Origin of the sequence: Qipengyuania sp. NPDC077410 (assembly GCF_044543405.1) — a bacterium.
In the GTDB taxonomy this organism is placed as follows: Bacteria; Pseudomonadota; Alphaproteobacteria; order Sphingomonadales; family Sphingomonadaceae; genus Qipengyuania; species Qipengyuania pacifica.
This window is the reverse complement of sequence record NZ_JBITWB010000001.1, coordinates 342,642-363,287: the sequence shown is the minus strand read 5'-3', so window position 1 is coordinate 363,287 and position 20,646 is coordinate 342,642. Positions and strand designations below refer to the sequence as shown.

At 57.7% G+C, this 20,646-nt stretch carries 18 protein-coding genes; 8 read left to right on the top strand and 10 right to left on the bottom strand.

All coding sequences use genetic code 11. From position 1 onward, the window contains the following. Nucleotides 1-379 precede the first annotated feature (379 nt). From ACIGGE_RS01765 to ACIGGE_RS01745, 5 genes are all read left to right on the top strand, one after another. The gene (locus ACIGGE_RS01765) at nucleotides 380-1,525 is read left to right on the top strand and encodes an IS256 family transposase (RefSeq protein WP_397489247.1); all 1,146 of its coding nucleotides are present in this window, start codon (nucleotides 380-382) and stop codon (nucleotides 1,523-1,525) included. After that, on the top strand, nucleotides 1,518-1,688 hold the full coding sequence (locus tag ACIGGE_RS01760; protein WP_397489246.1) for a hypothetical protein: 171 nt from the start codon (nucleotides 1,518-1,520) through the stop codon (nucleotides 1,686-1,688). The genes ACIGGE_RS01765 and ACIGGE_RS01760 overlap by 8 nt, the downstream gene beginning before the upstream one ends. A 77-nt stretch (nucleotides 1,689-1,765) precedes the next feature. Next, nucleotides 1,766-1,993: a GDCCVxC domain-containing (seleno)protein gene (locus ACIGGE_RS01755; RefSeq protein WP_397489913.1), complete on the top strand. Its 228-nt coding sequence runs from the start codon at nucleotides 1,766-1,768 to the stop codon at nucleotides 1,991-1,993. Nucleotides 1,994-2,251: 258 nt separating this feature from the next. After that, complete coding sequence (locus ACIGGE_RS01750) at nucleotides 2,252-2,668, top strand: antitoxin Xre/MbcA/ParS toxin-binding domain-containing protein (protein WP_397489245.1); 417 nt, start codon at nucleotides 2,252-2,254, stop codon at nucleotides 2,666-2,668. Then, complete coding sequence (locus tag ACIGGE_RS01745) at nucleotides 2,665-3,378, top strand: RES family NAD+ phosphorylase (RefSeq protein ID WP_397489244.1); 714 nt, start codon at nucleotides 2,665-2,667, stop codon at nucleotides 3,376-3,378. The genes ACIGGE_RS01750 and ACIGGE_RS01745 overlap by 4 nt, the downstream gene beginning before the upstream one ends. A gap of 72 nt (nucleotides 3,379-3,450) precedes the next feature. Here the strand turns inward: ACIGGE_RS01745 and ACIGGE_RS01740 are convergent, their stop codons facing one another. The 4 genes from ACIGGE_RS01740 to ACIGGE_RS01725 all read right to left on the bottom strand — a co-directional run bounded on the left by ACIGGE_RS01740 (nucleotide 3,451) and on the right by ACIGGE_RS01725 (nucleotide 5,860). Beyond that, nucleotides 3,451-3,864, bottom strand: coding sequence for a hypothetical protein (locus ACIGGE_RS01740; RefSeq protein WP_397489243.1), 414 nt, complete (start codon nucleotides 3,862-3,864; stop codon nucleotides 3,451-3,453). A 122-nt stretch (nucleotides 3,865-3,986) separates the two neighbouring features. Next, the gene (locus ACIGGE_RS01735; RefSeq protein WP_050599382.1) at nucleotides 3,987-4,178 is read right to left on the bottom strand and encodes a DUF3008 family protein; all 192 of its coding nucleotides are present in this window, start codon (nucleotides 4,176-4,178) and stop codon (nucleotides 3,987-3,989) included. A 69-nt stretch (nucleotides 4,179-4,247) separates the two neighbouring features. Continuing rightward, nucleotides 4,248-4,613: a PRC-barrel domain-containing protein gene (locus ACIGGE_RS01730; protein WP_397489242.1), complete on the bottom strand. Its 366-nt coding sequence runs from the start codon at nucleotides 4,611-4,613 to the stop codon at nucleotides 4,248-4,250. A gap of 308 nt (nucleotides 4,614-4,921) precedes the next feature. Next, complete coding sequence (locus ACIGGE_RS01725) at nucleotides 4,922-5,860, bottom strand: DMT family transporter (protein WP_397489241.1); 939 nt, start codon at nucleotides 5,858-5,860, stop codon at nucleotides 4,922-4,924. A gap of 207 nt (nucleotides 5,861-6,067) precedes the next feature. On the opposite strand from ACIGGE_RS01725, the gene ACIGGE_RS01720 reads away from it, so the two are divergent. The 3 genes from ACIGGE_RS01720 to ACIGGE_RS01710 all read left to right on the top strand — a co-directional run bounded on the left by ACIGGE_RS01720 (nucleotide 6,068) and on the right by ACIGGE_RS01710 (nucleotide 9,590). Beyond that, nucleotides 6,068-8,059: a conjugal transfer protein TraG gene (locus ACIGGE_RS01720; protein ID WP_397489240.1), complete on the top strand. Its 1,992-nt coding sequence runs from the start codon at nucleotides 6,068-6,070 to the stop codon at nucleotides 8,057-8,059. After that, nucleotides 8,056-8,496, top strand: coding sequence for a CopG family transcriptional regulator (locus ACIGGE_RS01715; protein ID WP_397489239.1), 441 nt, complete (start codon nucleotides 8,056-8,058; stop codon nucleotides 8,494-8,496). The genes ACIGGE_RS01720 and ACIGGE_RS01715 overlap by 4 nt, the downstream gene beginning before the upstream one ends. A gap of 173 nt (nucleotides 8,497-8,669) precedes the next feature. After that, nucleotides 8,670-9,590 carry a HEPN domain-containing protein gene (locus ACIGGE_RS01710; protein WP_397489238.1) on the top strand — a complete coding sequence of 307 codons (921 nt, stop codon included), beginning with the start codon at nucleotides 8,670-8,672 and terminating at the stop codon, nucleotides 9,588-9,590. A gap of 169 nt (nucleotides 9,591-9,759) precedes the next feature. On the opposite strand, the gene ACIGGE_RS01705 is transcribed toward ACIGGE_RS01710, so the two are convergent. The 6 genes from ACIGGE_RS01705 to ACIGGE_RS01680 all read right to left on the bottom strand — a co-directional run bounded on the left by ACIGGE_RS01705 (nucleotide 9,760) and on the right by ACIGGE_RS01680 (nucleotide 20,599). Next, nucleotides 9,760-11,751, bottom strand: coding sequence for a hypothetical protein (locus ACIGGE_RS01705; RefSeq protein ID WP_397489237.1), 1,992 nt, complete (start codon nucleotides 11,749-11,751; stop codon nucleotides 9,760-9,762). Continuing rightward, on the bottom strand, nucleotides 11,748-14,102 hold the full coding sequence (locus ACIGGE_RS01700; RefSeq protein ID WP_397489236.1) for an ATP-binding protein: 2,355 nt from the start codon (nucleotides 14,100-14,102) through the stop codon (nucleotides 11,748-11,750). The genes ACIGGE_RS01705 and ACIGGE_RS01700 overlap by 4 nt, the downstream gene beginning before the upstream one ends. 112 nt (nucleotides 14,103-14,214) lie before the next feature. Next, nucleotides 14,215-15,054: a phosphoadenosine phosphosulfate reductase family protein gene (locus ACIGGE_RS01695; RefSeq protein ID WP_397489235.1), complete on the bottom strand. Its 840-nt coding sequence runs from the start codon at nucleotides 15,052-15,054 to the stop codon at nucleotides 14,215-14,217. Beyond that, complete coding sequence (locus ACIGGE_RS01690) at nucleotides 15,051-18,419, bottom strand: hypothetical protein (protein WP_397489234.1); 3,369 nt, start codon at nucleotides 18,417-18,419, stop codon at nucleotides 15,051-15,053. Before ACIGGE_RS01690 ends, ACIGGE_RS01695 begins: the two co-directional genes overlap by 4 nt. Next, nucleotides 18,416-19,372 (bottom strand): DUF4007 family protein, encoded by a 957-nt coding sequence (locus tag ACIGGE_RS01685; RefSeq protein ID WP_397489233.1) that lies wholly within the window; start codon nucleotides 19,370-19,372, stop codon nucleotides 18,416-18,418. Before ACIGGE_RS01685 ends, ACIGGE_RS01690 begins: the two co-directional genes overlap by 4 nt. Before the next feature lie 69 nt (nucleotides 19,373-19,441). Then, nucleotides 19,442-20,599, bottom strand: a complete 1,158-nt coding sequence (locus tag ACIGGE_RS01680) for a cysteine desulfurase family protein (protein WP_397489232.1) — start codon at nucleotides 20,597-20,599, stop codon at nucleotides 19,442-19,444. Nucleotides 20,600-20,646 lie beyond the last annotated feature (47 nt).

The following is a 20,646-nucleotide window of genomic DNA, read 5'->3' as shown; positions in this document are numbered from 1 at the left end:
AACTACGCTTCAGTTCCCGCAGAGTGGAAGACGATCCTGCTTCATACCGCTCGCTCAAGCGGCGCTCACAACATAACCGGGTTCTGCATCAGAAAATCGCACCACGCATGTCTGACGGAGATCCACCTCGCCGCAGTCTTGCAAATTGCTCAAGCTGCAGTCCGGAACTCGCCCAAATAACAAGGAAAGCCGCAGCATGATCGAGAAGCTTCTCGGTACTGTAACTTGACGTCTGGAAATTCGTTTGAGGCGGGTGCGATGCGCCTCTGCTGGGGCGAGCCCCAGCAGAGGCGGTCCAATCTGGTATTCCATGGAGTTGGAACACAACCATGGAGCAGAAAGAATGGACAGACAGAAGGATACGGCCTTTGAGGCAGTCTTGGAACAGTTGATTGAGCATGGGCCAGGCGACATCGCCTCGGTGTTTGCCCGGGCCTTCGAGCTGGCGATGCAGATCGAGCGCGAGCGCTTTCTCGGCGCGGGCCTTTACGAGCGCACAGCGGAGCGTCAGGGCTATGCCAACGGCTACAAGCCCAAGCGGATCGATACGCCCGTAGGCACGGTCCACGTGCAGGTGCCCAAGACGGCCGGGCATGACGGGGAGCCGTTCTACCCGCAATCGCTGGAGCGCGGGCGCCGCTCGGTCCGGGCCGTCATGCTGGCGGTGGCCGAGATGTACATCAAGGGCGTCTCCACCCGCGAGGTCGAGGCGGTAATGCGCGAGTTCGGGATCGAAAGCCTGTCGTCCTCGCAGGTCAGCCGCGCCACCAAGATGCTCGACGAGGAATTGCAGGCCTGGCGCGACCGCCCGCTCGGCGAGATCAAATACCTCATCCTCGATGCGCGCTATGAGAAGATGCGCCATGGCGGGATTGTGCGCGATGTCGCCGTGCTCTCGGCCATCGGCATCGGCCCTGACGAGCGCCGGCGCGTTCTGGGCGTCTCGGTTGCCCTGGCGGAGGCCGAGGTCCACTGGCGGGCCTTCCTCGAAAGCCTGGTCGCGCGTGGGCTGCGCGGGGTCGAATTCATCGTCTCGGACGACCACAGCGGTCTGCGCGCCGCCCGTCGTGCCGTGCTCGGCGGCGCGACATGGCAGCGCTGCCAGTTTCACCTCGCCCGGAACGCCATCCACCACGCGCCAAACGTCGAGATCCGCAAACGCATCGGCAGACAGCTGAAATCGATCTGGACGGCGGACGACCTCGCCAAGGCCGAAACCGCCTTGGCCGAGCTGGTCGCCAGCTATCGCGACACCGCGTCGAAGCTGGCCGATTGGCTTGAGAAAAACGTCCCCGAAGCCCTCGCTGTCTTCACCCTAGCCGAACACCATCGCAAACGGTTGCGGACCTCAAACCCGATCGAGCGGTCCGTCCAGCAGGAGCTGAAACGGCGCACCGTCAAGGTCAGGGTCTTTCCAAGCGAAGACGCCCTCCTGCGGCTGGTCAGCGCCGTGCTGGTCGAGATCGACGAGAAATGGGCCTCCGACACAAAGGCCTACATCAAATGGGAATGCCAGGATGCATGACCCCCTCTCAGCAGAATTTCCAGACAACAGGTTGCTCAATCCTCTCGTTGCGCCAGCGCTGCGCAACTCCGACGACCTCCAGCGCGCGGTCCATGAAGCCCAGCGCATGGTAATGGCTGTGAAAAGCCTGTCCATAACGGCGCTACGCGACTGGTGTTGCTGATTGCCACGACGATGATCGGCCTGTCCGCGCTATGGAGCTTTATTGAACAACCGCTAATGCGCGCTCGGAGGAGCGTGATGCAGACTGTTTCCACGATCACGTGCCCCTGTTGCGTAGCGCTCACGACCGAAACCATGCCGACAAACGCATGCTGGTTTTTCTACAAGTGCCCGCATTGCCACAAAAGGCTGAAGCCGCTGGCCGGAGACTGCTGCGTCTTCTGCTCTTATGGGGATGTGCCATGCCCGCCCATTCAGGAGGCGCGGGAAAATGGCAGCGGTTCTACGTGCTGCACGTCGCAGTAGAGACTCACATCGTCCACGATGCCTACGAGACGGCTGTTTGATCGCCGAGAGCTTGGCGCTTTTCGTCTTTCCGCTCTTGGCGCTGGTCGATGCCCGCAACGCCTGCTTGCAAACCTCTCACATGGTTCGCCCCCGTCCCCCCAGCTTAGGGTCAGGATTTGAAAGAGTTGAAATGCAGGCCACAGGCCCCAACAATGACGGATGAGGTTTGCCAAATGGCACTATATGCGCTATATGATGCCATATAGGAGCATCACGATGACTGCATTTCAACCGGTCGACACCACGATCCGTGATTTCCGGCCCGTGCCGATTACCGATGACGAGGCCGCGGCGATGTTTCGTGCGGTGGTAAACCTGTTCGAAAAATGGGACGTGACCGACGAACAAGCGTCCACACTGCTCGACGTCACCGTGCGGTCTTACCGCCGCTGGAAAGCCGACGGTCAGCCTGGCCGGATCGACCGCGACAGCAAGGCGCGATTGTCCAACCTGATCGGTATCCACAAGGTGCTGCGCTATATGTTTCGTGAGACACGGCGCGCGTATGACTGGATCAAGGCACCCAATAGCGCTTTTCAGGGTCGCTCCGCGCTCGATATCATGCTGGGCGGCGAACTGACCGATCTGATGCGGGTGCGCCGCTATCTCGACGCCGAGCGTGGCGGCTGGTGATCGATCCCGACACGGTCCCGGTTTCCACCATCGAATGGCAAGGCGCGGTCCGTATCATCCGCAGCATTCACCCGCCGATCGATCTGTTCGAGGATATTGCCGATCCCGCCGACTGGCCGCTGCTCATATCTGCAGAGCAAAAGACCAATCCGAGATTAATGGAAAATATCGGCAATCTCGACCTCGTGCCGCAAGAGCGCCGTGTCGGCGGACCGGGAGCGACGTATCTCATGGCGCCGTTCACGCATGTCAGCCAAGACCGGCCCACGCGATTCAGTGATGGCAGCTATGGCGTGCTCTATGCGGGCAATAGCTTCGAGGTCGCGCTGCTCGAAACCATCCATCATCATAGCCGCTTCATGGCGCGCACGAACGAAGCTGCGGGCTGGACATCGCAATTCCGCGAGATCGTGATGGACATAGATGCGCGGCTGCATGATCTCCGCGCGGGTGACGGACGGTTTAAGGAAGCCGTCGATCCGAACGACTATTCGGCAAGCCAAACGCTGGGAGGGCGATTACGGGCAGGCGGATCGAACGGCGTGGCCTATCCGAGTGTGCGTCGCGATGGCGGCGAATGCGCGGGCCTGTTCTATCCCGACCTCGTCGCACATGCGATCCAGGGTCGGCATCTCGATTATCATTGGGATGGGGAGCGAGTTGATCTCTACCGCGATACCGGCACGGGAGAAGTGTTCCGGATCGTGTGACATGTGAGATGCAAATTTTCGGCGGAAATTTTGGAAGGGACGCGGCGCTGACCATACGCCCACAGCTCTGGTTTAATATTGCTGTGGGCGGCCTGTCGATATCCCCGCGACTGCCTGCTCCATCATCAATCGTGTCGAACGCAAAGCGCAATTCAACAAAATGCGATCTTCTTGAGTGCGGCCGATATAAATTCGCGCGTCTTCGGGATCGACAAGCATATCGATCAGAGCGGTTTCGTCGACGCTTCGATCGCCATCTTCGCCAGCAACAATGGATCGTTTCATAGTCGCTTCGCAAAGAGTCATCAGGCTATCAAAAACCGGGACGAGAATTTCAAGCCGATGCCGCGCCAGTGTCTCGTATATGTAGGGCTGAACCGCTTCGCCATGATCCTTGGCATCGCGCCAGCATCGCATGACGTCCAGAATTATGCCTTCCGGCATATCCAATGCTTCATCGAAGCGGACCGCGTGAGCCTCCGCCATTGTTTAAAGCCTCTCTAGTCTCTCGAACAGAGTCTTGGGTCAGGACGCGCGGAACCAATTCCTTGTATCACATACCGAGCGTTCGCCTAATCGACAAAGCTCCAGTACGGCGATACCGACAATCAATCATCCTTGTCGGCATGCTCGGGTTTCCCTTGGCGCTCGCCCTTGGCGAAATCCTCAAGTTCGTCCTCGCTCATCGAGTCGTACATGTCTTTCGAAGCGCCTTGCAGATCGCTCACCTTGGTATCGCCGCGCTTTGCGGACAGAGCTGCTCCTGCGGCTTTTTGCTGGGCTTTCGATTTTGCCGGAATGGTATCTGCTCCTTGTCTCCACTCAATATGCTTCTCGGCACTTCGTACGCGCGAAGTGCGTGGCTTTCGTCACCAGTAAGGTGTGACCGCCCAATAGTCGTACGACCGCGTCTGGTAATCGCGGTCATAAGCGGTGTCGCGCTCGCTTTCCTTATAGGTTGGCGCGCCCTTCAACTGATCCTCGGTCACGTCAAGCTGATAGCCACCCAGATCGGTATTGTAGTCGAACTTCTCCCAAGGAAGGCTGTGCAACTCGCCGCCCATACCAAGGAAGCTGCCCACCGAAATCTCGACGTCACGGGCCTGACCACTGCGTTTTTCGATCAGGACACTTTCGACAGTACCAATCTTGTCGCCATCGGATCCATAGACTGCCGTTCCTTCGACGCGGTCGCTGCCAATCAGATCGCTGCTCCTTACGTTTTCATGCGACATCGTGATAACTCCTTTCCGACTGAAATTGACCAAGAGAGACTTGATCACAGCGGAGTAACGCTCGCACCGCGATGATAGTTTCTCCGGTCGTCGCAAAAATCCTCTATGATAACAAAGGTTAGACACTGAAGCAGTAGGCTGATCGCCATTTAATATGAGCAAGGCGCTCGAACGGCGCGGCGGTTTTCTCGTCGAGAATGGTCTGGCAGCACGGCAGGAAAGCGCGTCAAGTTTGCGCGCAACTTGCTGGGGGCGCGCCGCGCGATCACATTAAGGCGGCTCTGAGAATCCCTTTATCGGTCCGGAGCCTAATCTGCCGACTTCGAATGCTCGACTATCATCAGAACAAGCCCTGAGAAAACCAACCCAAAGCCCAAGAGGTGAGACCAGCGAAAGGGCTCGCCGAGCAACAAATAAGATAGCATAAGTGCGCTAAGGGGCATGACCGCCATAGCACCTGCCGTGTGTGCTCCCGGCGCTTTGCGGGCACCATTATACCATAAAACAGGAGCAAGCCCCGCTGTAGCCGCGCCCCAGAATGCTACCGCAAACCACCCCGTCTGACCTACGTCGGAAAAATCGAACGGTTGGGGGTCGAAAACAATAGCCAGAACAACAAAAACCAACGCAGCAATCAACGAGGCTGCCAGCGTAGCTTCCAGGGAGCTTATTCCGTCGGACAGTTTCCGAGAAAGCAAGGTGTAGGCAGCTTCAAAACACACGGCCATTGCGACAAGCGCTGCCCCAAGGATCGGAGCTTCCGTAGCGCCGCCTCCTTCGGTTCGCAGCAGATTGATTGCTACTATCCCCGCGACCGCAAGGGCCAGTGCTCCCGACGTCCGCCAGTTCATTGCGGCACCGAAGAAAACTACGGCCGCGGCGGCAGTCACTGCCGGTGTTGCGCTCATGATCGTGGAGCCGATCACGCCTGTGGTGAGACGCATGCCGAAAAGCATGGCTGCGGTGAAACCGACCATCCCGAATAATGAGATCGCGACAATCACCCACCAGTCCGACCGCTGCGCGTTGCCAAACCTTTTCGTCAGCAGCCACGTGAATGGGGCAAGGACCAGGCAAGCGATCATCATTCGCATGCATGATGCCGTGAAGACCGAAAACTGCTGCCCGATTAACTTGCTGAGCGGCGTTGCACTGCCAAAGAGTGCCATGCCCAGCAAGAGCTGCACGACAATCGCAGGAGTGGTCGATGGTCTCTCGGATACCATGATACTGGAAAGATTTAACATGTCGGGTTTTATTGGCAAATCATAGCCTTGTTCTCTTATCCGGCACAGGGTCCAGCAAGTGGGTTCCGTGCTAGCCGCGCTGGATTGATCCGTGTTGCAACGACCCCTCCTCCTGCTTCTTTTGCTACGCTGGACCCCGATCACACGCATTCGAACTTGATACCGGCGTTACAACTGCCTCCAGTTATTGAACGAAAGGAGGCGACTGTGTCGGCAACCAAGATCCTGTGGGGCCAGATCCTGGCTGTATTTGCGCTTACGCTCGCTGGAATATGGGCGGCCACCCAATGGACTGCTGCAACGCTCGGCTACCAGCAAGAGCTCGGTCCAGCATGGTTCACCGCGTTTGGTCACCCGGTCTATCCGCCATATTCGATCTTATGGTGGTGGTTCAGCTACGAGGCCTATGCTCCGCGAATATTCGAAACCGGCGGGATGATCGCCGCATCGGGCGGTCTGATTGCGGTGGTTGTGGCAATCGCCATGTCGGTCTGGCGTGCCCGGGAGGCCCGGACCAGCGCAACCTATGGCTCCGCGCGCTGGGCAACCCGCTCCGAGATCGCCCGCGAAGGGCTACTCAGCGGCAAAGGCGCAGTGATTGGTCGCCATGCCAATCTCTATTTACGGCATGACGGACCCGAGCATGTGCTGTGTTTCGCCCCAACCCGCAGCGGCAAGGGCGTGGGGCTCGTTGTCCCGACGCTGCTGACCTGGCCGCATTCGGCCATCGTTCACGACATCAAAGGCGAAAACTGGGACCTCACCGCAGGCTTTCGTTCGCGTTTCAGCCGCGTGCTGCTGTTCGATCCGACCAATGAAGCCTCGGCGCCATACAATCCGCTGATGGAAGTGCGGCGGGGAATTAACGAAGTGCGCGACGTGCAGAACATCGCCGACGTGCTGGTCGATCCCGAAGGCTCACTCGAACGGCGCAACCATTGGGAAAAGACCAGCCATGCCTTGCTGGTCGGAGCGATCCTCCATGTCCTCTATGCCGAGCCCGACAAGACCCTGGCCGGAGTGGCGTCGTTCCTGTCCGACCCGAAACGCTCGATCGAGACGACGCTCACTGCAATGATGGCTACGCAGCATCTGGGAGAGGAAGGCGTCCATCCGGTCGTGGCGAGCGCCGCGCGCGAACTGCTCAACAAGTCGGAAAACGAGCGATCAGGCGTGCTCTCAACCGCCATGTCCTTCCTCGGCCTCTACCGCGATCCGGTGATCGCGAAAGTCACGCGGCAATGCGACTGGCGGATCGCCGATCTCGTCGATCCGGCGCGCCCCGTCACACTCTATCTCGTCGTGCCGCCGTCCGACATCAGCCGCACCAAGCCGCTCATCCGGCTCATTCTCAACCAGCTGGGCCGCCGCCTGACCGAAGACCTGAACGAAGGATCGGACCGCAACCGATTGCTGCTGATGCTTGACGAGTTTCCGGCGCTCGGCCGTCTCGACTTCTTCGAAAGCGCGCTTGCCTTCATGGCAGGCTACGGCATCAAGGCATTCCTGATCGCGCAATCGCTCAACCAGATCGAGAAGGCTTACGGTCAGAACAATGCGATCCTCGACAATTGTCATGTCCGGGTCTGTTTTGCGACCAATGACGAGCGCACGGCGAAGCGCATTTCTGAATCGCTTGGCACCGCTACCGAACTGCGCGCGATGAAGAATTACGCCGGGCACAGGCTCTCGCCATGGCTTGGTCATCTGATGGTCTCGCGCAGCGAAACCGCCCGGGCCTTGCTTACCCAGGGCGAGATCATGCAGTTGCCCGATACCGACGAGATTGTGATGCTTGCAGGCGCGCATCCGATCCGGGCGAAGAAGGCGCGCTATTATGCCGATCCCAGATTGGCGAAACGGGTCAAGCCGCCGCCGGTGGCCAAACAATCGCCCAGTCAGCCCGGCGCCGGAGAATGGGAAGGGGTGATTGCGCGCGCACCCAAGCAACCGCTTGTCGCGTCGGATGCCGCTGAGCCGGAAGATCGCGACACGGTTGCCGATGGCGGTGTCCGGCGCGAGCCCGAACTACCCCAGCATGAGGATATAGCGCCCGCGCCACCGCCACCGCGCAATGAATTCGACTTCGACGACCGGCGCGATGACGAAGAGGCGGGTAGAAACCGCCGGATCGCCGACCAGATGCGCGCGAATGCACAGCGGGCGGCGCTCGATCCCGATGACGGGATCGAATTGTGAGCAAGGGCAACCGCATCAAGCACACTTTCCGCCTGCCGCCCGCTCTCTCGCGGCAACTCGCCGACTTTGCTGGGCGCAAGCGGGTATCGCAGGCTTCGTTGGTGGAAGCGGCGATCGCTTCGTTCCTGTCGCCCGACGGGTCTGAGAGACTCGAGGCGGCATTCAGTCGGCGCCTCGACCGGATTTCGCGGCAGATCGACAAGCTCGACTATCACGTCGAGGTCGGCAACGAGGCGTTTGCTCTGTACCTGAGGCGCTGGCTTGAAGTCACGCCTGCACTCGGCGCCGGTGCCTCTGCGGCAGCACGCGCCGACGCCGAGAAACGCTTCAGTCATCTCGTCGAGGCGCTGGCACGCAGAATGGAAACGGGAAAGCACCTGTCCGATGAGCTCATTCGTCTGGAGCCAGCACATGATGAAGAGGGAAATGGGCAATAGTCCATTGGAAGCGCGCTTCGATGTATTCACGGCAACTTCGCGCGCGAAGACGCGCAGACCTTAGTCAAATGTTTCGGTTGGGTGAGAGCAGAGGTGCGCTCTGGAGCAGGGCGAAATGCCGCTGCGCCAGTCTATAGGTGCAACTATTCCAACTGCTTGCTAGAGGTTGTGTCATGCGCACCGAACTCAATCATCTGCCACCGCAAAAACAGCGCGAGCTTGAGCGCGTGGTGCAGCTGATCTTCGAAGAATTCGATGACGCCTTCGCGCTGGCCAAGCATGACTGGAAGAAGGCCGGGCGCATTCTGAAGGTCATTCTCTACGGCAGCTACGCGCGCGGAACATGGGTCGATGAACCCCATACTGCCAAGGGCTACCAATCCGATTACGATCTGCTCGTCATCGTCAACGACAAGCGCCTGGTCGATCGCATCAAGTACTGGTCCAAGCTCGATGACCGGCTGATGCGCGAATACGGCGTCACCAAAACGCTCAACACGCCAGTCAATTTTATCGTCCACACTCTGCAGGAAGTGAACGACGGGCTCGCGCACGGGCGGTATTTCTTCATGGACGTCGCGAAGGACGGGGTGGCGCTCTACCAGGCGGACGACACCGAACTGCATAAGCCTAAGCCAAAGACGTCTGAGCAAGCACTCGCGATGGCGCAAGAGTATTTCGATGAGTGGTATCCAAGTGCACTCGTCTATCTCAAGACCGCGCGTGGCCTTTGGGAAGAGGGGCGTACAAAAGAAGCAGCCTTCATCCTCCACCAGTCGTGTGAGAGGCTGTATCATACGGTCCTGCTGGTCTGCACTTTCTACACACCCCACGTACACAACCTTGGCTTTCTCCGCACCCAGGCCGAGCGGATCGATCCGCGACTGACGTATGTCTGGCCCCGCGACACCCGCCGGGATCGAGCGCGGTTCGAGAAGCTCAAAGAGGCCTACGTCAAGGCCCGCTATTCAAAGCACTACCGCATAACGAAGGAAGAGCTCGAATGGCTTGGTGAGCAGGTCGAGGAACTTGGTAGAGTGGTGCACGAGATATGTTCTGAGCGGCTCGCCACATTGCGAAGCGAGATCTTGTAGACTTCTGCCATGGACCGATGGGAGCGCGCGATCCCGACCCTGCGGTGGTAATTACCGGCGCTTAGAGGTTGGTCCAGCGTACTTCTCTAGAATTAAGGCGGAGCTTCTATCGTTGCGCTATGACGCTCTAAAAAATCGGCGCACAGCAAATGATAATGCCACACAAGGTTCAAAAGCCACTTTCTCGTGATCCAACTGTCAAGACAAGCCCCTTGGCGAGCGCATCGTTCTTAGTAACGTTTGCTGGCAATGGCTCGCCATTCCAGACTACCGTGACCAGAGGTAATTCTCCATGCTTGGTGTTCACCTTACAGGGCTCCTTGTGTCCTGGCTTCAGTCCTTTTAATTCAATCCCGTGCTCGAGTATTTCATATAAACTGTTGGTTGATTTAAGAACTTCGATTGAATTTTTTGCGTTGGGCGCAACTAAGTTTTGATCGACGTTGTCAAGCTGGCCAATGAGCTGGTCGCACCCCGTCTCGGACAAGACGACCCTCGCGACTTGGTTCGATTTGGCATCTCGTCCGACAAAGCACATACTCTCACTCTGTATGTCCGGCGTATCGAGAGGCGTGAGCTCTAACTTGTCCGAGTAGTAGAATGCCCGGACATCAAGCGGGAGGACGGCTGGAAGATGCGCCGGGAGGCCAACCCGTCCCAATGACGACAATAGCTTCTGCTGAATCTCTAGTGCATGCTGTTCGCGCAATCGGGCAATCCGAATAAGCGATTCCTCGCGATAGAGAGTTGTCGCCGCGGCAAGCGGCATCGTTTCGTATTGGAGTAGATTCCAATCTACTCGATAAAGATTACCACCAATATCGAGCGCAGGGCTTCTGACGCCTTTATAGAGCCAATTATCCTCGGATATCGGTTTTGCCTTACCTTTAAGTAGTAAAATGGATTCTGCATCGCCGCGAGCTAGATCGCAGGCCGCGGTAACTACTAGAAGCAGATCGCCAGTCTCAACCTGTGCAACGGTTGGATACGACGACTCTGCATCGAGCGTTAACGTGCCTCCAGAAACACCGCTTTCGGCTTCTTCCAACGCAGCGTCCGCCAACGCGTCCTGCATTTCGTTTGCGGCCCGAAACAGAACATCGCCAAAAGTCAAAGGGAAATCCCCGCTACCTCCAAGCGGTAGTCGTTCCGGAGCCTGCGCAGTCATTCGTTTGACGACTTCCTGGAACCGCATTGGGCTGGCGATATATGGGGGCCCCGAGTTTGCTCTATCGAACCTATTAAGCTCAATCGCTGCGTCAATGATTTCGCTTTGCGATTCAATTTCATGCTGCAAGACGCGGTCAAACACGTCGACCAAATAACCACCCATCGGACGCCCTTCAAACTCTAACAGTAGTTGGCGAATTTGCGCCAGATCGGACAGTCCAAGTCCGCGCATCTTTGTGAGCGTATCTTGTGCTGCCTGCTCCATGCTTCGATTGAGAGCGTAAAAGAAGCGCGCGAGGAGCTTTGTTTCGTCTTGTCTTTCAGCTAGTCTCTCCAACTGCCGAAGGAGAGGAGCAGGGGTTTCGAGCTCGTCCTTTCTGAGAATACGAAATCCAGATTCGAGCAGTTGGGCTTCGTCTCGATAGACGCCCCGATTTTCAGTCAGACGGCTACTGTTGGAAAATAGCAGGACCGGAGGCATATCTGCCTGCCTTTGCTCAACGGTTTCTCTTAATCTATCTTTTGACAATTTGGACGCGTCGTCATCTTGAGCAGCGCCGAGAAACAAATCTATGACGATCAAATCGGCTTCTAGAGCAGCATCAACAAAATCGCGTCCGCGTCGCTCGCTCGTTAGTCCTAAATCTGCGAGGTAGCCTTCAAGTGCGTTGACAGACTTCAAGTCGTGCCGTTGTTTTGAATTGTAGTCCTCGAATAGCGGGCGAATGTTTTCGCCCAGTTCATCTTGCTTCATCCAGAGAGCGGCAATGTAAGTGTCGTCTTGGCGGAGCTGAAAGGGTTCTTCGAGATCTCCAAAATACGCGCTGCTTATGACGGCCTCGATGTCTTCGTTCCAGTCATCGTGAAAATTCGCCCACGCGTCTTCGACTCCGACGAGGTCATTAGCTAGTGGAATTTCATCAATACAGTCATCGACCACTAGAACCTTCTTTATGCCCCTTGCATTAAGCACTTCTTGAAGGTTCATCATCGAGCTGCCTCTTCGGGTAGTTCCAATATAAAGCGATGCAATCGGCCGGTGCCTTCGTCAATGTGGTCGGACAAAGTTAGATCACCCTTATGATATTTCGCAATTTCGCGGGCGATGAAGAGACCGAGCCCGCGCCTTCTGCGCTTGTCCTTTAATGAGAAAAACGGGTGGAAGACCTTTTCCGCGTTCTCCAGACTAATACCCTGTCCGTTATCCTCAAATACGATGGCCGGTGGATGGGAGACGACCGAAATCCGTATTTCTGGTTCAAGGCTGGCATCGCGTTTGGCGCGCACATCGAGCCAATGTACGGAATTTGAAATCAGATTTTCAAGGACTTGGATAATCATTCCGCGAACGGCATGAACACGCACTGCCCCTTTGTCGCCGTTGTGAACGACCGTGATTTTATGGCGTGAGAATTGTGTGAAGTGGGCTTCCTCGATTTCTGAAACAAGCGCCTTCAGATCGAATGTTTCACGAGTTTGGCGGCCGGACACGCTCATTGGATCGAGAATTCGAATGCGTTTGCCAAGCGATTTTAACGCCGATTGCAGCGTGGAAAGCTGCGCTTGAACATCGTCGGGCATACCTTCGTCGTCTAGCCCCTTGAGAACGCTCAGAGCATTTTCCGATGACCGGGCGAGCTCGTGCGCAACCACTTCCACCATCAGTCCCACGCCTGCCATATCAAGAAGGCGCCGCCCTTCCTTTTCCGCTTCATCAATGCGGGAGCGGAGCAATGCTGCAAAGGCGAGAAGCTCTCGAAGCGTATGCTGGACCTCGTCGACGCTATCCATCTCGTCAATTGGTACGACCCGCTTCAAACCGCTTACTGCATTCTTAACACGGCTTTCGAGTTCCTTCAGGCGGTCGGCAGCGCCCACTATCTCGGTTTTATCGATCTTGTATTCGCGCTCAGTCGTAGCGATTGCATCACCAAGCGCGTCTTGGATAACCCAACGGAGCATTTCTAGAAATATTTGCTGCTCGTTATTCTCACGGAGCCCTTCTCTGTTGGTTTGGTCTATGAGCTTTGAGTTGCGAGTCCGTGATATAGAAACACGACCGATGAACTGGGTTTTGTTGAGCAAGTAGCCGCTACGTCGCAGGGCTTTTCGATCGAGATCGAGCCAGTCGTCCCGATCCTCGCCGTATGGGAAAACGCGAAATCCATTGCGGAAGAGCATGATGCCGGACCAACGGTTTTGCTGATCGCGCAACGACATCGTGGTTCCGGTGCTATCCGCGCGGCTGAGTCGGCGCCGATTGTACCAGTTCATATCGAACTTAAACGGCCCAAGACCGTGCAACGCTTCATCGAAGGTCTCACCGAGCTCTTCACCGAACGTACTTTCCATTTCTTTCAAGCCCAAGACATAAGTCTCGGTGTAGACAGGGTGCTCAAAGCCCAGATCGCGTATTTCCGCAGTACAGGTCAATATCGGTTCGCCATCTTGGTATTCGAGGCGACCCTCAATACGGGCGTGCGCAGCGTCGAGAATAGATTTTGGCATCCTTGGAATACTTACCCGCTCACCGTTGAAGAACACGGTGACCTTTGGTCGCTTTTTCTGCGGCATCCGCGGATCAATAAGCCGCGCAAAATCATATTGGCAAAGCTCATAGACCTTTTCGAATGACCAGGACGCCTGCAGTTTGCCGATCACGAGCTTAGTCCCGTGATAAATCTCGTCGTCCTTTTCGTCCCCCTGCTCAGGTTCAATGTCGATTTCGCTGAGCATAGCCTCAGGCTTCGCAAAATCGTTCCAATCGATCTGCAGAAGATTGTAGTGCGTATCATCTTTGGTCGCACTGATGACCGCTAGTGTATCGCCCAACCGCATGGCAGAGAGACGGCCAATTCCTTTTTCACCAAGGTAGGGAGCATCGTCCGCCCCCGTCTTGATAGCAGCTTCTACGTCCGTTCTGCGCGATGAAGTGCCAATTACGAGAAAGGCATCTTGGAGATCGCCTGCTGACATTCCGCTCCCGGTGTCCTCCACAATGACGCGATTGTACTTGGAAGGTGCCCGTGACACGATTGCTTGCGCCGCTGAAAGCGTTTTTGCCTTCGCAAGTTCGCCGGTGAAAGCCTCGACGAGGGCTTTAGGAGCATTATGTTCTAGAGCTTCTTCAACATTCTCTTTTAATACTGCGACACTATCAACTTTTATTCGCAAGGCAGCCTGCGCCGCCTTTTGAGTGAGTAAAGTCTCGAAGCGAATCGCCACGCCATTTTTGGACCCAGCGTCGAAGCCGTTTTTGATCAGCTCGTAAAAGGCGATAACGTCAGATGAGATCAGTTCAGCACCAAGTTCGAGGACGGTCCTGGCAGTTACTGTGAACATTCTACCTCAACTAGTTACTGAATCATTTTCGTGAGCGCATTTTCGAGCCATTGTAAATAACGTATTACCCCAAGAGGCGCGGCACCGAGAATTTAGAACGCAAAGAAAGCGGCTATTTGTGACAAACGAGGCAGCCGCTTTCGTCTTCCTCCAGGGCCTCGTCGATACCCGCATCGGCAAGGCGCGCTCGTAAGAGGTTCGGCATACGTCGCGCACGAGCTTGCGCCCTGCGTTGTTCATGTTGACGCTCGATCTCCGACACTCTTTCGGGCCGGGAAAGTTCGTCCAAGCTTTCATTGGCTGTCCATGTGAACGGCGATCCGTGCTCGATCGCCGACTTCTCGTAGCGCTTGGCTTCTTCAAAAGCATCTGGGTGCTCACGCATCAAGCGGACCCATTCGATCTTCTGCTGGTAGAAACAGAACGTGCAGCCGCTGCGCGAGCGCCAGCGGTAGTAGTCCGGAAGACCCAAACCGGAGTTCTCCAGCAATCCGATGACCGATGCTTTGTCGAGCCCGGCTTCTCTGAGAGGGAAGTGGACGTGCATGTTGGGGTGCGTGGCGATCATACCTGACCGGCTCGGTTCGTCCGCCCGGATGGCAACGTAGGAATGCACCTCGACCCCTGCATCGAGATGGGGCTTGAGCCACTTCTGGAATGGCTGGATCTTGAGCTGCCGGGTGCACCAGCGGGTGCGCGGGGAGGGCAGAAAATGACCGTACTCGGTCAGCCAGAAATCGAAATCCCGCCCCGGGTTGAGCATCTCGATGGTTTTGCCGAGGAACCCTTCGAGACGTCCCAGATAATCGTAGACTTCAGGAAGTTCCTTGCCGGTGTCGGTGAAGAAATACTGCACGTCGAGTTCGGGCCGGTGATCGCGCATCCAAACGGCAAGCGCAGCGCTGTCCCGCCCGCCGGAAAGTCCCAACACATGCATCGCCTGCTCCGTCATGCCTCCTTCTCCTTACTGAGGGTGGCCGTAACGTCGCGCTCCCCATCATCCTGGATGTGGCGCTGGGCGAGTTCCGCGATCACGGCGAGCACCATGTCGGGTTCAAGCTGTGCGGTGTCCAGCGTCTTGCCGATCTCGTCGAGGAGAGGCTCGAGCCGCTTCTGCGCTTCGGTCGCGATTTGTGCTCGGCGCACAACGCTTCTCTCGGTCGACCCGACCCCCGCCATCACCATTACTGCGGTCTGGGTGGGTTGCTGACCGTTGTTGCCAAACAGCTCCACGCGGCGGAACCGGTAGGCATATTCCGAAAGCTGCATGGCTGCGCGGCTCGGTTCAAGATCGTGCCAGGTCGTGACGGGCTTGCCCATCACGAGCCCGCATATGTCTGCCATGCCCTCGAGCGACCCATCGAACTCGGCAAGCCTCGTAATGAAGCCCCGGAGCTTGAGGTCGTCTCCGCCATGTCCTGCAATTCGCGTGGCCCGTTCCACCAACTCACCGAGATTTGCTGCATCGCCGTGCTTCAAGCGCTCCAACATTCGGCCTTTAAGGTCATCAATCATGGCCGGGTAAGCGCGATCGAGTTCCCCCAATACCGTGCGCAGCGCTGGCGCGATGTCATTGCCCGAAACATCCAGGACTTGGGGAATATCGACAAACAGCAGCTGGTAGGGATCGTCTGCATCAAGCAGCAAGCGGCGTACGTCGATCGCCTGCCTAGAGAGCGTGGCCTGCGCTTTACGCGACCAGTTAGGAAGCGTGTAGGCAAATTGTACGAGGGCCTGCGCTATTTCGAGCGGCTCCTGCGACGGCGGATCATCGACGAACTCGGCCGCAACGGCTGCATATTGTTTCAGCACGGCCGAGTTCGCGGCATCGCTCGGAACAGATCGCAGCGCGATCTGCTCGGGGTCCTGCAAGAGCAGGTCCATGACCAGATCGGAAATGGCTGGCTGGAAGGCCTCCTTCGCATAGACAGCCGTGCTGGTGCGGCGCGAGAAAAGAAAGGTTACGAGCAGAAGCGGCATCACGCCCTGTTGGACGCCGTAAGGCGGCTCACTCCACCTTTGGTAGATGTCGGCAACGCAAACCTGCTTGCCTGCTTCAAGCAGCCTGTCGGTCAGCGACCAAAGAGGGGCAAACGTACTGTCGTCGCTGGGCGGAACGAAGTCCCATCGGTCGCCTTGCCGTGCATACAGACCTGATCGTTCCAGAACGGTGACCGCTAGACCCTTTTCCGCGGGATATCCCTTGATCCCGAAATGCTGCTCGCCGCGGGCGACCGCCATAGCGTGGAGCAGCGCTCGCAGGGCCGCATTCGTGTTGCTAGACGGCCGCCGCCTATTGATTAGCTCGGAATGCACAATCGGTGCCTGCCCAAAAGTCCGCCGGGCAATGTCGCTCGCCGCCTGCGACAGTCCGTAGGAGAGTGATTTGATATCGAGCGGTTCACCGTTGTCGAACCAGTCCGCGCGCTCGAATCCTTCTCTCAGTAAACCTTCCAGTCGTGCGGACAGATAGGCTATTCGAGCATCAATTTCGCGTCGGGCAGCCGCATCGCCTGCAAGTTCCGGACTCTCATTGCGTACGTCACGTGCCGCCTCGAGCTCGATAGCGGTTTTGCGTATATCCTTGCTGTTCGAAGCAAGACCGACAATCACGGGCAGGCCGTGCCGATGCTCCGCCTGTGAGGCCTCAATGACACTCGTCTGTGCCTTTTCCAATTCGACCTCGACCCCAGGCAGAAGCAGCAGAAACTTGCCGGCCGCTCCGGCGCTGATCCGACCGTCTTTCGGGCTAAGTCCTTGCTGCGGCAGCTCGGCTATCTGGGCATCGAACCAGCGGGGCGTGCCGTATTCGGCGTAATGTCGCTTTGCCAAGATCGGCTGTAGCGAAGCGAGGTCGTTCACCGCCGCTATCTCGAGCCGTCCACGCTCGGCAATACGAGCCTCGATTTCCCCTTCGATGTCGAAATCACTTCCGGCATATATCGCGTAGGCCCCGAGATGGCGGCGATAAACCAGTGCCGAAATTTTGACGAGCTCGGTGAGCTGCTTTTCGGTCTCGGCATGAGGCTGGTCGAAACTTGCCGCAATCGTTTCAAAGGAGGCTGCCAATCCAGATCCATTGCTGAAAAGATCGATAACCGCGACGGTCTTCGCGATCTGCAACCGCAGACCATTACCGTCACGGCCAGCCCTCGCGATCGCCTCCGCGGCCTGTGCCCAGCGATGGCCGTCGGGCGACGCCATGATCGCCGGCTCGAGATTGACCTGGAGATAATCCCACAGCTCGGCTGGTCCGAACGTTTCCCCCGAGGCGATCGTCGTGCGCTGGAGGAATTCGGTGAGGCCATTCGGCTCGGCCGAGGCCAAAAACCCGAACAGGCTGCGCTCGTTCTGGCTGAATCGCCGGCGGGTAATTGGGCCCAGGAGCGCTGCTGCGACAGGATGTATCGGCCAACAATCGTCGAGCCTTTCTGCAAGGTCCTGCGGAACGCCCGGACGACGTCCTGCAATCTCTCTGGCGACGACGGCAGCTACTTCGTGCGACTGGGCGTGCGCGCACTCTGTCGCGACGGCACGGCCCACAAGTTCGATAACCTCGTCGACCGCCGTGATAATCGGCACATCCGCAAAGCGGCCCTGGATCTTGCGCCATTCATCCTGGACGCCCTGGCCGAGACGATCCGCATATCGCTCGAAAGCCTGGTGCAGCACGCCGACCACGATCAACTGTCCGTCGCTACGATTAGCGGCCTCTGCGAGGTCCTGGAAGAAGTGAATATCAATGGCGTGATCGGCAGCGCCATCCAGGTATTTGCCAAGCTCGTCGATAATAACGAGTACGCCGCCCTTGGGACGGGCCTCGACCTCGCGCTGCAAGCGCTCGACGATATCGCGCCCGTCGGCAGCTTCCGTCTTCGACCTCTTGGTCCGAGCGCGGCCCGGGTCGCTACTGATCGCGACTGCGAGCGCTTCGCGTAGATCGAAGACCGGATCACCCCGGCGCCCGCTCAGCGGCACGCAAAGCCAGTCCTTGGGGGCGCTCCCAAAGACGTCTGTTACCTCGGGCACATTGCCAAGAAGTTTTTTGGCTTCCTTGTAGGCAGGTCCGCGTCCAAGCGAGTAGGAGGCAAGAGCGAGCGCGAGGCTCGACTTGCCCCCGCCATAAGGACCTGTCCAGGTAAACGCGCCCTGGCCATTCGCCGCCAGACGCAGCGTCGTGGCCAAAGCATCACGCGCTGATCCTTGCAGAACATAGCCGGAAAGAGGGTCGGCCTGGCCGAAATCGGCATCAATCCTGACAGATCTCTGGTAGCGCGCGGCGACCGAAACATGGTCTGCGAGATAGGCCTGGCTCATGCCGCTAACGCCTTGATGCGCGGGTATGCGCTGGCGAGAAATGAGGCCGGATCGGGCAAGTGCTCGTTCCGTCTGGCAATCGATCGCACGCCTGCGCTATCGGTCCACAGAAATGTGCCCTTGGCGGTCCTTTCGATGTCGACAAGCCGGTCGATCAGCGCGTCTTCATCAAGCTTGAAGATCCGGCCCGGCGAACCCGGCTCGTACACAAGCGTATCGATGGCGAGCGTCGCCTGCTCGGGCGCACGCCTTTTCCAGAAATCGGCAAGAGCGAACAGGAAGATGCCGTCGGGCAGGCCGGGCTTGGGGCCGTGCCGAAAAGCGAAGGAGCGCGATGACACTTCGCGCATGAGGCCAAGCTCGCCGAGCACGGTCTCTACCTGATCGTCGACAGCCCCTGCGCCGACCTTGGCGACATACGACCTGACGAAGCATTCGACATCGCGCTTGATCGTCGTCGAGGACGCTCGAGACCGGTCGAGCTGCGCACACAGTACTCTGATCGGTTCGGCGATGCCATCACGGTCAAACCCGTGTGCATTCAAATGATTGAAGGCATAATACCAAGTCGTGGCGCGTTCGAAATTGCTGGCGATCTGCCAATGGAATAGCCATGTCGTAGCGAGGCTCTCCATGAATGGATCGAGCCCAGCATTTCTGTCGAAGATGAGATCGCCGAGGTGCGTAGTCGCAAACGCACCGGCGCCTCGCTCAGGGTTTTCTTCGACGATCCTGCATGAAAGGGCCCAATGCTTGATAGCAGCGACCATATTCTTGCCGACCCCGAACCGGATGATCCCCTCGTCCTTGTCGAATGTATTGGGCGTCGGATCGCCTGCGTCCTCGCACACGGCGTCATAAGCCTTACGTAACCACAGCCGACGGAGCGGGAAAGTTTCATGTCCCGCGAAGCGCGTCTTGACGCCGGGTTGTCCAAGAGGTCCTCTGAGCATGATTTGTTCCTACTGGTGATTTCCCCCAGTTGGCAACCCTATCGCGCCTCTTGTTCGAAATTTAGCGCCTCATGCAGCAGCGCGGTAGGCTGTCTCGTGCGCGGCAAACAAGGCGAGGACGGCCCGGTCGATGTCAGCTTCGGTGGTAGTGCGGCCAATCCCGATGCGCATGGAAGCCGAGGCCTCCTCGAAAGTAAGGCCTTGAGCCATGAGAACGTAGGAAGGCTCGATGCTGCCTGAGTTGCAGGCCGAACCTGTCGATGCCGAAATCTCGGAGCGAGCATGAAGGAGAATGTCTTCGGCATTAACTCCGTCGGCGCGCAGACTCGTGCAGCCGGGGATCCGTTCGGCATGCGAATTGATGATGAATGGCCCGCTGTCACGTGCCATCCGATCTTCGAAAAGTCTTTGTAATGATTGAATATGTGCGCCGGCGGACTGTCCGTGACGCTCATATAGGCGGGTCGCCGCAGCAAGCCCGGCGCAAAGCGGGGCCGGTACCGTGCCGCTGCGGCCGAGAGGTTGCTGGCCGCCGCCGTCAAGCTGCGGTACGAGCTGAAACGGTGCCGCGCGCGAGACGATTAGGCCGCCGATACCTTTCGGACCGTAGAACTTGTGACCCGAGAAACTCAGCAGATCGGCATCGATATCGTCGAAATCAACATCGATCTTGCCGACGGTCTGCGCAGCGTCTGTGTGAAAGAGAATGCCATATTGGTGGCAAATTTCGGCGATTTCGCGCACGGGCTGGAGCACGCCGGTTTCATTGTTCGCATGCATGACCGAAACGAGAGCTGTATCGGGTCTTAGAGCCTGCGCGACCGCTTCCGCGCTCACGAGGCCATCGGTGTCTGGCTGGACTTCGGTCACCTCGACACCGCTCTGGCTGAGCGAATACGCTGCTTCCAAGACACATTTGTGCTCGATCGATGTCACTACCAGATGGTTTCCGCGTCGTGCGGCGGAGGTCATGACCCCCTTGACGGCGAGATTGTTCGCCTCCGTCGCTCCGCTGGTGAAAAGGATCTCGTCCGGGTCGGCACCGAGCAGCGCGGCAATTGCTTCCTTGGATTGGTCAACAATTTTCGAGGCCTGAAAGCCATGCGCGTGATCCGAGTGAGGATTGCCCCAGGTCTCGCGCATAGCTTCGGCCATGACATCGATCACGGACGCATCGACGGGCGTCGAAGCCATGAAATCGAGATAGACGGGATCGGAACGGCGCAAAGCAAAACCTCTTTCGTAAACGCGGCGATATCACCAAATCTTGAGTG

Coding starts and splice junctions, on each gene's coding strand:
- ACIGGE_RS01755 (WP_397489913.1), top strand. CDS start 1,766: ATGCAGACTGTTTCCACGATCACGTGCCCCTGTTGCGTAGCGCTCACG.
- ACIGGE_RS01685 (WP_397489233.1), bottom strand. CDS start 19,372: ATGCTCAGAGGACCTCTTGGACAACCCGGCGTCAAGACGCGCTTCGCG.
- ACIGGE_RS01725 (WP_397489241.1), bottom strand. CDS start 5,860: ATGTTAAATCTTTCCAGTATCATGGTATCCGAGAGACCATCGACCACT.
- ACIGGE_RS01740 (WP_397489243.1), bottom strand. CDS start 3,864: ATGGCGGAGGCTCACGCGGTCCGCTTCGATGAAGCATTGGATATGCCG.
- ACIGGE_RS01700 (WP_397489236.1), bottom strand. CDS start 14,102: ATGTTCACAGTAACTGCCAGGACCGTCCTCGAACTTGGTGCTGAACTG.
- ACIGGE_RS01690 (WP_397489234.1), bottom strand. CDS start 18,419: ATGAGCCAGGCCTATCTCGCAGACCATGTTTCGGTCGCCGCGCGCTAC.
- ACIGGE_RS01710 (WP_397489238.1), top strand. CDS start 8,670: ATGCGCACCGAACTCAATCATCTGCCACCGCAAAAACAGCGCGAGCTT.
- ACIGGE_RS01750 (WP_397489245.1), top strand. CDS start 2,252: ATGACTGCATTTCAACCGGTCGACACCACGATCCGTGATTTCCGGCCC.
- ACIGGE_RS01705 (WP_397489237.1), bottom strand. CDS start 11,751: ATGATGAACCTTCAAGAAGTGCTTAATGCAAGGGGCATAAAGAAGGTT.
- ACIGGE_RS01730 (WP_397489242.1), bottom strand. CDS start 4,613: ATGTCGCATGAAAACGTAAGGAGCAGCGATCTGATTGGCAGCGACCGC.
- ACIGGE_RS01760 (WP_397489246.1), top strand. CDS start 1,518: ATGCATGACCCCCTCTCAGCAGAATTTCCAGACAACAGGTTGCTCAAT.
- ACIGGE_RS01695 (WP_397489235.1), bottom strand. CDS start 15,054: ATGACGGAGCAGGCGATGCATGTGTTGGGACTTTCCGGCGGGCGGGAC.